Annotated in this window: 14 protein-coding genes; 8 read left to right on the forward strand and 6 right to left on the reverse strand. The window is 61.8% G+C overall.

Annotation, left to right across the window (positions count from 1 at the left end; translation table 11 throughout):
- The first annotated feature begins 14 nt into the window (after nucleotides 1–14).
- Genes KBY49_RS03290 through KBY49_RS03305 form a run of 4 tightly spaced genes read left to right on the forward strand, consistent with a single transcriptional unit; the run spans nucleotide 15 to nucleotide 4,760 of the window.
- Nucleotides 15–587 (forward strand): biotin transporter BioY, encoded by a 573-nt coding sequence (locus tag KBY49_RS03290; protein WP_254933327.1) that lies wholly within the window; start codon nucleotides 15–17, stop codon nucleotides 585–587.
- A complete protein-coding gene (gene lspA, locus KBY49_RS03295) occupies nucleotides 584–1,051 on the forward strand; it encodes a signal peptidase II (protein ID WP_254933328.1) in 468 nt (155 codons plus the stop codon). The genes KBY49_RS03290 and lspA overlap by 4 nt, the downstream gene beginning before the upstream one ends.
- Nucleotides 1,032–3,191 (forward strand): transglycosylase domain-containing protein, encoded by a 2,160-nt coding sequence (locus KBY49_RS03300; RefSeq protein ID WP_254933329.1) that lies wholly within the window; start codon nucleotides 1,032–1,034, stop codon nucleotides 3,189–3,191. Before lspA ends, KBY49_RS03300 begins: the two co-directional genes overlap by 20 nt.
- Before the next feature lie 15 nt (nucleotides 3,192–3,206).
- Nucleotides 3,207–4,760, forward strand: coding sequence for a YcjF family protein (locus KBY49_RS03305; protein WP_254933330.1), 1,554 nt, complete (start codon nucleotides 3,207–3,209; stop codon nucleotides 4,758–4,760).
- A gap of 137 nt (nucleotides 4,761–4,897) precedes the next feature.
- Here KBY49_RS03305 and KBY49_RS03310 read toward each other — a convergent pair whose 3' ends face one another.
- On the reverse strand, nucleotides 4,898–6,328 hold the full coding sequence (locus KBY49_RS03310; protein ID WP_254933331.1) for an aminotransferase class V-fold PLP-dependent enzyme: 1,431 nt from the start codon (nucleotides 6,326–6,328) through the stop codon (nucleotides 4,898–4,900).
- A 102-nt stretch (nucleotides 6,329–6,430) separates the two neighbouring features.
- Here KBY49_RS03310 and KBY49_RS03315 point away from each other — a divergent pair, with 102 nt between their 5' ends.
- A complete protein-coding gene (locus tag KBY49_RS03315) occupies nucleotides 6,431–6,904 on the forward strand; it encodes a nucleoside deaminase (RefSeq protein WP_315856988.1) in 474 nt (157 codons plus the stop codon).
- On the opposite strand, the gene KBY49_RS03320 is transcribed toward KBY49_RS03315, so the two are convergent.
- Both KBY49_RS03320 and KBY49_RS03325 read right to left on the reverse strand, forming a co-directional pair.
- Nucleotides 6,846–8,021, reverse strand: a complete 1,176-nt coding sequence (locus KBY49_RS03320) for a pyridoxal-phosphate-dependent aminotransferase family protein (RefSeq protein WP_396099291.1) — start codon at nucleotides 8,019–8,021, stop codon at nucleotides 6,846–6,848. The two genes, KBY49_RS03315 and KBY49_RS03320, sit on opposite strands and share 59 nt — an antisense overlap.
- Nucleotides 8,022–8,078: 57 nt before the next feature.
- Entirely contained in the window at nucleotides 8,079–8,597 is a 519-nt protein-coding gene (locus tag KBY49_RS03325; RefSeq protein WP_254933333.1) for an allophycocyanin subunit beta, read from the reverse strand.
- Nucleotides 8,598–8,806: 209 nt separating this feature from the next.
- Here KBY49_RS03325 and glnA point away from each other — a divergent pair, with 209 nt between their 5' ends.
- A complete protein-coding gene (gene glnA / locus KBY49_RS03330) occupies nucleotides 8,807–10,225 on the forward strand; it encodes a type I glutamate--ammonia ligase (protein ID WP_254933334.1) in 1,419 nt (472 codons plus the stop codon).
- A gap of 62 nt (nucleotides 10,226–10,287) precedes the next feature.
- Complete coding sequence (locus KBY49_RS03335; RefSeq protein WP_254933335.1) at nucleotides 10,288–11,385, forward strand: class I SAM-dependent methyltransferase; 1,098 nt, start codon at nucleotides 10,288–10,290, stop codon at nucleotides 11,383–11,385.
- A gap of 4 nt (nucleotides 11,386–11,389) precedes the next feature.
- Here KBY49_RS03335 and KBY49_RS03340 read toward each other — a convergent pair whose 3' ends face one another.
- Nucleotides 11,390–11,665 carry a hypothetical protein gene (locus tag KBY49_RS03340; RefSeq protein WP_254933336.1) on the reverse strand — a complete coding sequence of 92 codons (276 nt, stop codon included), beginning with the start codon at nucleotides 11,663–11,665 and terminating at the stop codon, nucleotides 11,390–11,392.
- Between the two features lie 53 nt (nucleotides 11,666–11,718).
- Between KBY49_RS03340 and KBY49_RS03345 the strand changes: the two genes are divergently transcribed.
- Nucleotides 11,719–12,012, forward strand: a complete 294-nt coding sequence (locus KBY49_RS03345) for a DUF6439 family protein (protein ID WP_254933337.1) — start codon at nucleotides 11,719–11,721, stop codon at nucleotides 12,010–12,012.
- Here KBY49_RS03345 and KBY49_RS03350 read toward each other — a convergent pair.
- Nucleotides 12,009–12,392 carry an ATP-binding protein gene (locus tag KBY49_RS03350; RefSeq protein WP_315856989.1) on the reverse strand — a complete coding sequence of 128 codons (384 nt, stop codon included), beginning with the start codon at nucleotides 12,390–12,392 and terminating at the stop codon, nucleotides 12,009–12,011. The genes KBY49_RS03345 and KBY49_RS03350 overlap by 4 nt on opposite strands.
- Before the next feature lie 44 nt (nucleotides 12,393–12,436).
- Entirely contained in the window at nucleotides 12,437–13,159 is a 723-nt protein-coding gene (locus tag KBY49_RS03355; RefSeq protein WP_254933339.1) for a GUN4 domain-containing protein, read from the reverse strand.
- Between the last annotated feature and the right edge of the window lie 10 nt (nucleotides 13,160–13,169).

Raw genomic sequence — 13,169 nt, forward strand, 5'->3', positions numbered from 1 at the left:
GGATAGATGAGCAATTGCGGTCCCTGGCCATCTGGAGCGGAGCCATCGCCGGCCTCCTGCTGATCTTGGTGGGCAGCCTCATCCAGGCGGCCTTCCCCCTGCCGAGCAGTACGGGCATCACGATCACGAACCTGCCGGTAACGCTGCAAGTACCGGCCCTCCTGCTCACGGCCCTGGTTTGCGGCCCCCGCAGTGCCCTTCTGGCGGCGGTGGCCTATTTGAGCCTGGGCCTGCTCCAGTTGCCGGTTTTCCAGGGAGGTGGTGGGGCCAGCTATGTGCTGGATCCTGGCTTTGGCTACCTGGCCGGCTTTGTACCGGCAGCCTGGATTACGGGAAAACTGGCCCGCCAGAGCGGCATGGGGGACCTGATCGGCTTGCTTGGGGCCAGCCTGGTGGGTCTGGCCGTGCTGCAGGGATGCGGGCTGCTCAACCTCTTACTGGGTTCCCTGGTGGGAAATTGGGGGGGAAATCTGGTGCCCCTGCTGATTAGCTACAGCCTGGCCCCCCTGATTCCCCAGATTTTGGTTATTTGCGCCGTAGCTCCCCTGGCCCTTGGCCTGCGCCGCTTTGTGCTGATCGAAGCGTGAGACGCTCCCGGCCCCTCGTCTACGGCCTGGCCATTTTGGTGGCTTTGCTGGACCAGCTCTCAAAGCTATGGGCTACCACAAACCTTCTGCCGCAGAGGCCAGTGCAGTTTTTACCTGGCCTGCTGGACCTACAGCTGACCCACAACACCGGCGCTGCCTTCAGCCTGTTGACCGGCTCAACTAAACCCTTGGCCGTGGTCAGCTTGGCGGTGGCCATAGGGGTGGTGGTCTGGTGTGAGCGCCACGGATCGATCACCCTGCTCAGGCAACTGGGGACTGCCCTCGTGCTAGGTGGGGCAATCGGCAATGGGCTTGATCGTTGGAGAGCTGGAGCAGTTGTGGATTTCCTAGCCCTGGTGCCCATCCACTTCCCAATTTTTAATGGGGCTGATGTGGCCATCAACCTGGCCGTGCTGTTTTTTGCCATCGACTTATTGAGGGGCCATGGCAAATCCCACCCTTGAGCGGCTTCGCCGCCGCTGGCTGAGGTTCCGCGAACCGGCCCAGGTGCAGGTGCTGATCCATCTGCCCGGTCAACCCAGCCATCCCATCGCAGTGCATGGCGGGGCCTATCGGATCGGACGGGGCAGTGATTGCCAGATCACGATCGAGCACAACGCCGTGAGCCGTAACCATGCCCTGCTCGAGCGGCAGGGCCATCAATGGCTGCTCAGTGACCAGGGCTCAACCAACGGGATCTGGTGGCGCAACAGGAGGGTGCGGGATTTGTTGCTGCGGGATGGCGACAGCGTGCGCTTTGGACCAAGCCAGCAGGCAGGCCTTCCGGAATTGGAATTCCAAATTCGGCCGATGCCCCAATGGCAAAGGGCGATTCGCACCGCAAGCCTGGTGGGGGCAGGCATTGCCGGCAGTGGCCTACTGCTACTTGGCCTATCGCTGGTTCAATCGCCGATTCGTGGAAGCCTGGCGGCGGTGCGGGGCCCCCTGGTGCTCTATGACCGCCAGGGCAAGCCGATCACATCCGCCGATGCCCTGCGGCATCGAGAGCCCAATGGCCTGCGCCACTATCCCGGTGTGCTGATTGATGCGTTGCTGGCCAGCGAGGACAGCCGCTTTTGGTGGCATCCGGGGGTTGATCCCGTTGGTACCGCCAGGGCCCTGGTCATCAATCTGCTGGGCGGCAGGGTTTTGGAGGGGGGCAGCACCCTCACCCAGCAACTGGCGAGAACCCTCTATCCCGATGAGGTTGGCCAGGGCGAAACCCTTGAGCGCAAGTGGAGAGAGCTGCTGGTCGCCTTACAACTGGAGGCCCGCTTCAGCAAAAGGGACCTGCTGCTCAGCTATCTCAACCGGGTTTACCTCGGCGTGGGCTGGGGCTTTGAGGATGCCTCCCGCCATTACTTCGGCAAACCCGCAGCCCAACTCCAGCTACCAGAAGCGGCCCTGCTGGTTGGACTCCTGCCCTCACCCAATGGCTATGACCCCTGCTTCGATCCCTCCGCAGCCCTGGCGGCACGCAACGCAGTGCTGGCCAAGATGGCTGATACGGGTCGGATTTCGGATGATCAGGCCAGGCAGGCCCGCCGCAGCGCCATTGCCCTCTCGCCGGATGCCTGCAAGAGCAGTCAGAGGCTGCGGGGTGCACCGTTTTATACCGATCAGGTGCGCCGAGATCTTGATCGGGCAGTTGGGAGGGAGGTGGCAATTGAGGGCAATTTCCTAATCGACACTTACCTGGATCGGCCCCTGCAGGAGCAGGTGGAAAAACTGCTTCGCCAACGGCTTAACGCCAGCAAGGCAATGGGTGTTATGGAGGGGGCGGTAGTGGCGCTCGACTACCGCAATGGCGGAATTCTGGCGATTGCCGGTGGCCGCGACTACCAACAAAGCCAATTCAATCGAGCTTCGATGGCCCTGCGCCAGCCTGGAAGCACCTTCAAATTGGTGCCCTATTTGGCGGCCCTGGAAAGGGGGGCCAGCCCCGAAGACGCGGTTAGCTGTTCCCCCCTCAATTGGCTTGGCCAATCGTTTGGCAGTGATTGCCAGGGCCGCATCAGCCTGCGCTCCGCCTTTGCCCGCAGCAGCAATACCGCGGCCCTGCGCCTTGCCCAGCGGGTGGGCCTGGAAACGCTTGTGCAGAAAGCAAGGGATCTGGGCATCACCACCCCCCTGGCCGCCGTTCCTGGGGTGGCCCTTGGCCAAAGCGAGGTCACCCTGCTCGAACTCACGGCCGCCTATGGCGCCGTAGCCAACAACGGCCTGTGGCATGCCCCCACCAGCATTCGCCGCCTCACCGATGCGGAGACCTGTTCGACTGCAGGGGCCAGCAATTGCCGCCAAAACCCTGCAGCCACTCCACCGGGGAGGCGGATCAGTTCCCAGGCCACCGCCAAGACGATGCAGCAGCTGCTGAGGGCCGTGGTGCAAAGCGGAACTGGCCAGGCCGCATACCTGGGGGGCCAGGAAGGTGGCAAAACCGGCACCACCAACTCCGGCCGTGATTTGCTCTTTGTGGGCTACGAACCCAAACGGCATTGGGTGATCGGCATATGGCTGGGCAACGATGACAACAGTCCAACCGCGGCCAGCAGTGCCCTTGCCGCCCAACTCTGGGGCGAGATCATTCGATCAAACCATTTGTAGGGGTACCCCAGAGCTTTGAAGTTGCGCACCCGCCTGTGGTTGATTGCCGGCCTAGCTGTGGCGGCATTGGTTGGCCTGGGGATGGTGCTGCAGCTGGTTAACCAGCTGACCTGGCAACTCAGTTCGTTTTTGCCCTACGGCCTGGTCGGGCCGGTGATGGCGATCATTTTTTTGGGTGTTGTGCTGCTGGTGGCCCAGCTGGCCTGGCCCTGGATCACCTCGGCAATTAATCGGCGCAACGGCAGGCAGGCCTCGGCCCGGCCGCCAACTGCCGCAAATACGACCCGGGAGGCGGCGAAACAAAATCTCGAGGCGATTGAGCAAACCCTTGAGCGGGTTAGGGATGCGGTCGAGCGAGAGGCCCTGAAACAGGAGCGTGAACGGATGCAGGAGGAGCTGGAGCGGGGCGATCTGGTGATCGTGGTCTTTGGTGCCGGCTCCTCTGGCAAGACCTCCCTAATTCGCGCCCTGCTGCGGGAATTGGTGGGCAAGGTGGGGGCTGCCATGGGCAGCACCGACCAATCCCAGCGCTATCGGCTCAGGCTGAAGGGATTGCAGCGGGCGGTCTGGCTGGTGGACACCCCGGGGATTTTGGAAGCGGGCAGCGCTGGCCACGAAAGGGAACGACTATCCCGCCAGCAGGCAAGCAAGGCGGATCTTCTGCTTCTAGTGGTGGATGGCGACCTGCGGGCAGCAGAAATGGAGGTATTCACCACCCTTGCTGAGCTGGGCAAGCGCCTGATCCTGGTGCTCAACAAATGCGATCTCAGGGGCGAGCGGGAGGAGCAGAGGTTGCTTGAACTGCTGCGCGAACGCAGCCGCGGCAAAATCGAGAGCGCAGATGTAATTCCAGCCAGCGCAGCACCCCAGAGCTTGCCGATGCCTGGGGCGAGGCCGCTGCAACCCGCACCAGAGGTGGAGGCCCTGCTGGTGCGGATCGCCGCCGTGCTCCATGCAGACGGTGAAAATCTGATCGCCGACAACCTGCTGCTCCAATGTCGCCAACTCAATCAATCGAGCAGGGACCTACTTGCCGAGCAAAGGCGCAGGGATGGCGAGGTGGTGGTGGATCGCAACATGTGGATCGGCGCAGGGGTGTTGGCAATTACGCCAATCCCCGGTATCGACTTGCTCGGGGCAGCCGCGGTGAATGCCCAAATGGCGGTTGAGATAGCCAAGATCTATGGCATCAGCCTCAGCCGCCAAAGTGCCCAGGAGCTGGCCCTTTCGGTTGGCAGAACCCTCGCCGGCCTCGGGCTGGTCAAGGGGGGCGTCGGCCTTATTACGGCGGCGATGAGCCTCAATTTGCCAGCGCTGGTGCTTAGCAGGGCAATCCAGGCCATAACTGCAGCCTGGCTGACCCGGGTGGCTGGCCTGAGCTTCATCACCTACTTCGAGCGAGACCAGGATTGGGGTGACGGCGGTGTTGCCGAGGTGGTTAGGCAGCACTACGACCTAAGCCGTAGGGAAGGCGTGCTGAAACGTTTTCTGGAGGTGGCCTTCAACCGGGTGGTTGAACCTCTCTCGGAACGGGAGCGCCAGCTGCCACCGCGCCCGCCCCAGGACTAGGCAACAGGCCCATCGCCTCCGGTGGTGGGGGCTGCATCGGTCCTCGGCTATCGAGCACGGTGACCAGGGCCAGATAAAAAATGGCGATCAGCACAGAGATCACGCCGGTGACGATCGCCACCCAACGTTTTTTGGTATCAGCCACGCTGTCTAGCCCCACTTGCACTAAGCGAAGCCTGAAGGATGCGCGCCAGTTGCTCAAGGTGGCTCGACTGGGTGTGGGGGTTGCCGAGCACGGCCTTGAGATGGTGGTGGCCCTGATACAGCGGCCTTGAAAGCATTAGCTGGTGGGAGAGCAGGTCCTGGCGGGTCTGCTCACTCCAGATCCCGGCCTGTTCGGGGCTTAACCCTGCCGGGGTAAAGGCCAGCAAATGCGTGGCTCCGCCCACCTGCCTCAGGCCCGATTCCCCAGCCAACAGAGCTGAAAGCTGACGGCGCCGGTCGATGGCGCCATCAAGAATCGCTCCGATCCCCTCCATGCCCAACTGGCGCAGCCCCAGCCAGAGCTTGAGGATTTCGGCGGGTCTACTGCCCTGCAATCCCCTCTCGCCACCATGGCCCCCCCCCCAACTGGGCTCCATGTAGGGCAGCCCGGTGTGAAAGACATCGGAGAGCAACTGGGGCTCTGCCAGCAGCAACACCGATGAGGTCTTGGTGATGCCCAGCAGCTTTTGGGGATTGACCGTGAGCGAATCAGCCCTACCGATGCCCTCGACCCGATGGCGGTGGTTAGGCGCCAGGCCAAATACGGCTCCAATCGCCCCATCCACATGCAGCCAAACCCCGTGCTGATTACAAAGGGTGGCCATGGGCTCCAGCGGATCAACCGCTCCCCGCACGGTGGTGCCTGCCGTTGCCACGACAGCCAATACGGGCACACCCTGCAGGCGCAATTGCTGCAGCACCTGCTCCAGCTGATCGCAATTGAGGCGGCCGTCGCCATCGATCGGAATGGCCCGCAGGGCCTGCCGGGGCAGCCCCATCACCATTAGGGCCTTAGCCAGGGACACATGGGCATCGGCGCTGGCCAAGACCACCGCGTCCTGGCGGCCCTGTAGACCCCGCGCGGCCCTGGCCACCACAAGGGCGATCAAATTTGAAAGGCTTCCCCCACTGGCGGCCACCCCGCCAGTGCCCTCGGGCAACCCCAACTGGGAGGCAAGCCAGGCAATCACGCTTGTCTCCAGGCGACTCAGGCTCGGCGCCAGTTCCTCGGCCAGCAGGTTGTTGTTCAAGCCGGCGCAGATCAGATCAGCCACCACAGATCCGGTCAGGGGAGGCGGATCGAGGTGGGCAAGGGCTCCAGGGTGGCCCGGGTTGTAGGCCCCCTCCATCACCAGTTGCAGGTCGGCCAGCAGCTGGTCCTGGCCCAGTCCCTGCTGTTGGGGCTCAATTTCTGGCAACACACTGAGGCCTGGCAGGGGCGGCCGGCTATCTGCCGACCCCAACCACCTACACAGCTGGCTACTGGCCTGCTCCAGAAACAACTGCAGGGCGGGATCGAACTGGGCAGGGTTGGCAAAGGGCAGCGACTGGCAAACCTGGTGGGCCGGTTTAGCGCTCGCCAACGGTGAAATGTCAGGTCAAACCATTCTCGCCTGTGGAGGTTGGGCTACAAGTGGCCCATGGTTTACGGCTCGACGATCCCCCCACAGGAGCTTGAGCTCTGGATGGCACGCCTGCTGCGCTACGGCGCCAGGGTGGGCCAGCAGGGGGAAATCCCAGTGGCAGCAGTCGTTCTTGATGGCCAGGGCCGCTCCATGGGCTGGGGCAGCAACCGCAGACACCTCCACAACGACCCGTTGGGCCATGCCGAGCTATCGGCCCTAGGCCAGGCGGCCCGACTGCGGGGTGAATGGCGCTTCAACGATTGCACCCTGCTTGTAACCCTCGAACCCTGTCCGATGTGCGCCGGAGCCCTGGTGCAGGCCCGCATGGGTCGGGTGATATATGCAACAGCCGATCCCAAACGGGGCGCCCTAGGTGGCTGCCTAGACCTGGCCGGCCACCCCAGCGCCCACCACCAGATGGAGGTGGAGGGGGGCTTACTTGAGGAGAGGGCCAGGGATCAACTGGAGGCCTGGTTCAAACAGCGGCGGCAACAGGGGCGGAGCCCCGGAAGGCCGGCAACTCAGTCTCAATGAGGTTGAGGAGCCGATCCACATTGGCCCTTTGGCTGTTGTAGCCCATCAGCCCCACACGCCAAACCTTGCCGGCCAGGGCACCCAGGCCACCGCCCACCTCGATGCCGTGCTCGTTCAGCAGGTGCTGGGTGAAGGCCTTGCCATTGACCCCCTCAGGGATTCGCACGGTGGTGAGGGTGGGCAGGCGCAGGTGCTCTGGGGCATGCATTTCCAAGCCCAGGCCCTCCAGGCCCGCCCACAAATACTCAGCATTGCTGCGATGGCGGCTCCAGGAGGCCTCTAGGCCCTCCTCGGCCAGCAGGCGCAGGGCTTCGCGCATGCCGAAATTCATATTTACCGGTGCCGTGTGGTGATAGACCCGATCGCTACCCCAGTACTGGTTAAGCAGGGTCACATCCAGATACCAGTTGGGCACCTTCCCAGAGCGGCCCATCATCTTGGCCTCGGCCCTTGGTCCCATGCTGAAGGGGCCCAAACCAGGGGGGCAACTGAGGCCCTTCTGGCTGCAGCTGTAGGCCAGATCCACCTTCCAATCATCTAGGTAGAGGGGCACAGCCCCCAGGGAAGTGACCGTATCTAGGAGCAGCAGACAGTCGTATTTACGGCAAAGATCACCGATGCCATCCATCGGCTGGCAAATGCCAGTGGATGTTTCGGCATGGACGATTGCAAAAATTGCTGGGCGATGGGTTTCCAGGGCCTGTTCAATCTCTTCTAGGCTGAACGCCTCGCCCCAGGGGCGCTCAATCGTGACCACATCGGCCCGATAGCGGCCCGCCATGTCGGCCAGGCGCAGGCCGAAGTACCCCTTGATCGCCACAAGAACCTTGTCTCCCGGTTCGATCGTGTTGGCGAGGGTGGCCTCCATGGCCGCACTGCCGGTGCCGCTCATGGGAATGGTGAGGCGGTTGTCTGTCTGCCAGGTGTAGCGGAGCAGTTCCTGGACCTCCCCCATCAGCTCCACATAGAGGGGGTCCAGGTGGCCGATGGGCATGCGGGCCATGGCCTGCAAGACCGTGGGATGGGCATTCGATGGGCCCGGGCCCAGCAAAAGCCTTTCTGGCGTGGCGATCGGATCGAGCGTGCGGCGATGGGAATCGTTAATGGGTTGCTGCACGGAAATAGGAGCCAAAGACCTGTCGGAATGGATTGAAATCGAGATTAGTCAGCGGCTCTAGCGGGCGCCAACGTTTGTGGCAGCAAGGCCACGGCAGAGATGCTCGAAAGGGGCTCGCACTACTGAGCTGGCCTCCAGGCCCTCTTCTGAAAGCTTTTCGCAGACCACATCCGCCAGCAGGGAAATGCTGCGCACGGTTGGTCCCGTTGGCACGCCCAGGCTCTTATAGGTGTCATCGAGGCCATTGAGGACCCGCTCGTTGAGGATCGTCGAATCGTCAGCGATCAGGGCATAGCTGGCATAACGCAGGAAGTAGTCCATGTCCCGCAGGCAGGCCGAGAGTCGGCGGGTGGTGTAGGCGTTTCCACCCGGCAGGATCAACTCAGGATCCTCCAGCCAGAGGCGCTGGGCAGCTTCCCGCACGAGTTCCGTGGCCTCGCGGTTGATCAATTCGACGGCCGCCAGGCGCAGGGCCGACTCCGAGTAATAGGTGGAAATCCGATCGATCGCGTCTCGATCGAGGTAGCGGCCCAGCTGGTCGTAACGGCCAATCAAGCCGGTAATGGCATCGCGCATGGCGGGAGTGAATCGACGCAGCTGCGAGTTGAAACTAGCACCTACATTTCGCCAAAACCCAGGCCAGATAGGGGATTTGGGGAATCTGACAGAAACGGTTACGCAAGCACCAGCTGGAATTTTGTTACGACAGATACAAAACCGAGTTCGGTGGGTACTTACGTTCCCGTCAACGCCGCATCGGATCGGCTTTTCCCTTCCCTTTAGACATGGCCAAAACAGCCCAAGAGGTCCTGCGTCAAATCAAGGACGAGGGCATCGAACTCATCGACTTGAAATTTGTCGACCTACACGGCAAGTGGCAACACCTCACCGTCTGCAACGACCTAATAGACGAAGAGTCGTTCACCGAGGGGGTTGCCTTTGATGGCTCCTCGATTCGGGGCTGGAAGGCCATCAACGAATCGGACATGGCAATGGTGCCCGATCCCAACACCGCCTGGATTGACCCCTTCTACAGCCACAAAACCCTCAGCCTGATCTGCTCCATTCAGGAGCCGCGCAGCGGCCAACCCTATGGCCGTTGCCCCCGGGCCCTGGCCCAGAAGGCCCTCAATTACCTGGCCTCCACCGGCATGGCAGACACTGCCTTCTTCGGCCCGGAACCCGAATTTTTCATCTTCGACGACGTCCGCTACAAGAGTGCCAACGGCTCGAGTTTTTACAGCGTTGATTCGGTTGAGGCCCCCTGGAACACCGATCGGCTTGAGGAGGGCGGCAACCTTGCCAACAAAATCCAGCTCAAGGAGGGATATTTCCCGGTCTCGCCAAACGACACTCTCCAGGATATGCGCAGCGAAATGCTGCTGACCATGGCTTCCCTGGGCGTCCCAGTTGAAAAGCAGCACCATGAGGTGGCAACTGCCCAACACGAGCTCGGGATCAAGTTTGCGGAGCTGATCAGCGCCGCCGACAACGTGATGATTTACAAGTACGTGGTGCGCAACATTGCCAAGAAGTACGGCAAGACAGCCACCTTCATGCCCAAGCCGATCTTCGGAGACAACGGCAGTGGCATGCACGTGCACCAGAGCCTCTGGAAGGGTGGAAATCCCCTTTTCTTTGGCGAAGGCACCTACGCCAATCTTTCTCAGACCGCCCGGTGGTACATCGGTGGCCTGCTGAAGCACGCCCCCAGCTTCCTGGCCTTCACTAACCCCACCACCAACAGCTACAAGCGGCTGGTGCCGGGCTTCGAAGCCCCCGTAAACCTGGTTTATTCCCAGGGCAACCGCTCAGCTGCGGTTCGCATTCCGCTCACCGGCCCAAGCCCCAAGGCCAAGCGCCTTGAATTCCGCTCCGGTGATGCCCTCTCCAACCCCTACATCGGCTTCTCGGCGATGTTGATGGCGGGAATCGATGGCATCAAAAACCAGATCGACCCGGGCGATGGCACTGACGTGGACCTATTCGAACTCTCGGCTGAGGAGCTGGCAAAAATCTCGACCGTGCCCTCCTCCCTCAACGGGGCCCTGGAAGCCCTAAAGGCAGACAAGGATTACCTGTTAGCCGGTGGTGTCTTCTCGGAAGACTTCATCGACAACTGGATTGCCCTGAAATACGAGGAGGTGCAGCAGCTGCGTCAACGGCCCCATCCCCACGAGTACACGATGTACTACGACGCCTGATCAAGCCAGCCAATTCAGCTAGTTGGTTCCAGCCCCGGCGATCCCGGGGCTTTTTTGTTGGAATGGGTGCACAGCAAACAGCTCCGCAAGACGACGCCATGCCCGATCAGCTCACCAAGCTGGCTTACCAAACCATGCAGCAGGGCAAGAGCCTGCTGGGTTTGGCCCATAAGGAGGTGAGCACAAAGTTGATGGGGGTGCTTGCCCCCGAGGGCACTCCCAAAACGGTTCCGGCGCCCCCGGAGCTAATGGGCAGGCTCAAGGCTTCGATGGAAACGCTGCAGGAGCGCGATTGGCAGGAGGCTGAGCAGGGCCTCTATCCGACCTCCCTGCTCTTTGCTGCGCCGTGGCTGGATTGGGCCAGTCGCTACCCCCTGATCTGGCTGGACATGCCCAGCACCTGGAATCGCCGCAAGGAGCGAAATGTGCGTGACCTGCCAGATGATGTGGACCAGGGCGATTTTCCCGACTACTACCTACAAAATTTCCATCACCAAACCGACGGCTACCTGAGCGACCACTCGGCAGCCCTCTACGACCTACAGGTCGAAATTCTTTTCAACGGCACCGCCGATCCGATGCGGCGCCGGGTAATCGCCCCCCTGCTGCAGGGTCTCAAGGCCTTTGCTGATCGACCGGCCGGCCAGATTCGGGTCCTTGACGTGGCTACCGGTACCGGCCGCACCCTGAGGCAATTGAGGGGGGCCCTGCCCAAGGCCCAAATGGTCGGGCTGGATCTTTCAAGCGCCTATCTGAGGCAGGCCAACCGTTGGCTGAGCGAATTGCCCGGTGAACTACCCCAGCTTGTGCAGGGTAATGGCGAGGCCATGCCCTTCGCCGACGGCTCCTATCAGGCCATTACCTGCGTATTTCTGTTCCACGAACTACCGGGCGAAGCCCGCCAAAACGTCCTCAACGACTGCTTCCGGCTGCTGGAGCCCGGGGGAGTGCTGGTATTGGCCGATTCAGTCCAGCTGGCCGATTCGCCCCAATTCAGCACGGTGATGGAAAACTTCAGGCGTGTCTTCCATGAGCCCTACTACCGCGACTACATCAGCGACCCGATTGACGATCGCCTTAAGCAGGCCGGATTCGAGGCTGTGGCGGGGGAATCCCACTTCATGACCCGCATCTGGACTGCCCGCAAACCGTCAAATTGAAGACCTAGCGATTCAGCAAAAGGGCAACTAGGAAGCCGCCCGTGCCCCAGCGCAGCGAACGCCAGAACAAGGTCTCACCCTGGTTTGGGGGCACCAGTTCTAGCGGTAAGGGATCCAAAAGCCGCTGGGCCATGGCCAGTCTTTGGCGATGGCGGCGTTGGTTGGAGCCACTGCAGTTCTTTGCCAGGGCCGCCTGGGTCAGGAGCCCATCTAGGAGGTGGAAAAGCCGCACTGGTTGGCGCACAGACTGGCGCAGCGAATGCCTTACGGGTCTGACCATGACAACGCAATCGATCTACGGCCAGGATGGGGCCTGCCGAGTAGCTCCGTCTAGTGGCCCAAAGCCGACCCCATGCCTGCTGGCCCGAGGGCAGCCGCGAATTGGCCGAACAGTTGCAGCGCCAATTGGTAATCGGCGAGCGTGACTGGCACGCCCTCAAACACCAGCGCCCCCGCCGGGGGGCTGAGCAACTGGCTGCCGCCCTTGTACTGCTGCTGCATGGCGATGAACCTGGCCACAGCCGGCCCACCGAGGCCCGTGAGCGCGCCATTGCCTTGACCGAACATGCCCTGCAATGGCTTAGGGCGGAGGTTAGTGATCCCGGCTGCCCCAGCCACGGCCATTAGCAGGGCCGCTCGCGCCTTACGGCCAACTGCACCCTGTTGCCCTGACGACTCCAGCGCACATCGTCAAAACAGTGGTGAATCAGAAAGAGGCCCCGGCCATGGGAGGCATCTAGCTGCCCACAAAGATCGGCCCTGCGGCAATGGGGGGGGATGCCTGGCCCCTCGTCCTGGACCTGCCAAACCAACCAATTGGTGGTTTCTGTGCGGCGAATCCGGACGGATTTTTCAGGATCATTGCCATTGCCATGGCGCACTGCATTGACGAGGGCCTCATGTAATCCCAAATGCAACTGGGCCTGCAGGTTGGGGCAAGGCACAGGGTTCAGGAGCAGCTCCACAAGGGTGCCCAGCTGAAGGGTGGATGGAGTTGTGAAATTCAACCAACGCAGCACCGTCTGCTCCAAGCTCTGGAGAGATCAAAACCCTAGGTCTTGATCCGCTGTTGCAAGGCGGGTTGCTGAAGCAGGGCATCCATGAGCCGAACGCCCCGCAATTGGTTTACCAGGGGCATATGGCCCTCTGGGGCCCCAATTGACCAATCAAAACTGGCCGGATAGCGGGTCCAAATGCCCCCCTGCTTCCACCCAAGCTTGAGCCATAGGTCCTCCCAGCGGCCGTTACAGGCCCCCAGCAGACGCCCTTGAACGGAAAAACCAAATCGCCCCCTAGAGAAGCAAACCCAGAGACGATCAAGATTCTCCAGATCTGCCGCTCCCATGGCAGCCACCTCGCTGTAATAGACGTAGCCGCGCCTAACGGCTTCTCCACCAGCCAGCTCCCGCAGGATCGAGCTGGTGAGTCGGTCTGCCTCCTCCCACTGCTGCAAAACAAGGGCTTTTTGCAGGGGGGCGTAATCAATGCCCTGGGAGCTGGGGGTTGCCAGCCAGCCGGAGGGATATTGGCCAAAAAATTGATCTCGTTCGTACCCTGGCTCGGCCACCAGCCACTGGATCAATAGGCCGGCGGCCCAATCGTCGCCGGTGGCATCGAATTGATCGAGCTCGCCCGCCAGCAGTGGCTGCAGCTCAGGCAGCCTCTGCTCAAGCTGGGTAATCAGGGCACGCTTCTGGCGCTGGGAGGCTGCCCTAAAGGTGTCAAGCAGCGCTTCTGGGCTAGCTGTTGCCGTGACCTGGGGGCCAGAAAGCATGGGTACCGAA

The organism is Cyanobium sp. WAJ14-Wanaka (assembly GCF_024345375.1).
GTDB lineage: Bacteria > Cyanobacteriota > Cyanobacteriia > PCC-6307 > Cyanobiaceae > Cyanobium_A.